The sequence below is a fragment of the Mesorhizobium sp. M1006 genome, from assembly GCF_040318825.1.
GTDB lineage: Bacteria > Pseudomonadota > Alphaproteobacteria > Rhizobiales > Rhizobiaceae > Mesorhizobium.
Genome location: NZ_JAMYMZ010000152.1, coordinates 1 through 825 on the forward strand (window position 1 = coordinate 1; position 825 = coordinate 825).

1 protein-coding gene is annotated in these 825 nt (G+C 63.2%); it reads left to right on the forward strand.

Translation table 11 applies throughout. From position 1 onward, the window contains the following. Positions 1 to 825, forward strand: an 825-nt coding sequence (locus NKH60_RS34985) for an elongation factor Tu (RefSeq protein ID WP_352875138.1), incomplete at its 3' end; no start/stop codon positions are given.

The window sequence follows — 825 nt, forward strand, 5'->3', positions numbered from 1 at the left end:
ATGGCAAAAGGTAAATTCGAGCGCACTAAGCCTCATGTGAACATTGGCACGATTGGTCACGTCGACCATGGCAAGACGTCGCTGACGGCGGCGATCACCAAGTATTTTGGCGAATACAAGCGCTACGACCAGATCGATGCGGCACCCGAAGAGAAGGCGCGCGGCATCACCATTTCGACGGCCCACGTCGAATACGAAACCGCCAACCGCCACTATGCCCATGTCGACTGCCCCGGCCACGCCGACTATGTGAAGAACATGATCACCGGTGCCGCGCAGATGGACGGCGCGATCCTGGTGGTGTCGGCCGCCGACGGCCCGATGCCGCAGACGCGCGAGCACATCCTTTTGGCCCGCCAGGTCGGCGTGCCCTCGATCGTGGTGTTCTTGAACAAGGTCGACCAGGTCGACGACGCCGAGCTGCTCGAGCTGGTCGAGCTCGAGGTGCGTGAGCTTTTGACCAAGAACGAGTTCCCCGGCGACGACATTCCGATCGTCAAGGGTTCGGCGCTTGCCGCCCTTGAAGACAGCGACAAGAAGATCGGCGAGGACGCCATCCGCGAACTGATGGCTGCGGTCGATGCCTACATTCCGACGCCGGTTCGTCCGCTCGACAAGCCGTTCCTGATGCCGATCGAGGACGTGTTCTCGATCTCGGGCCGTGGCACGGTGGTGACCGGCCGCGTCGAGCGCGGCGTCGTCAAGGTCGGCGAGGAGCTGGAGATCGTCGGCATCCGTCCGACCACCAAGACGACCTGCACGGGCGTCGAGATGTTCCGCAAGCTGCTCGACCAGGGCCAGGCCGGCGACAACATCGGCGCGCTG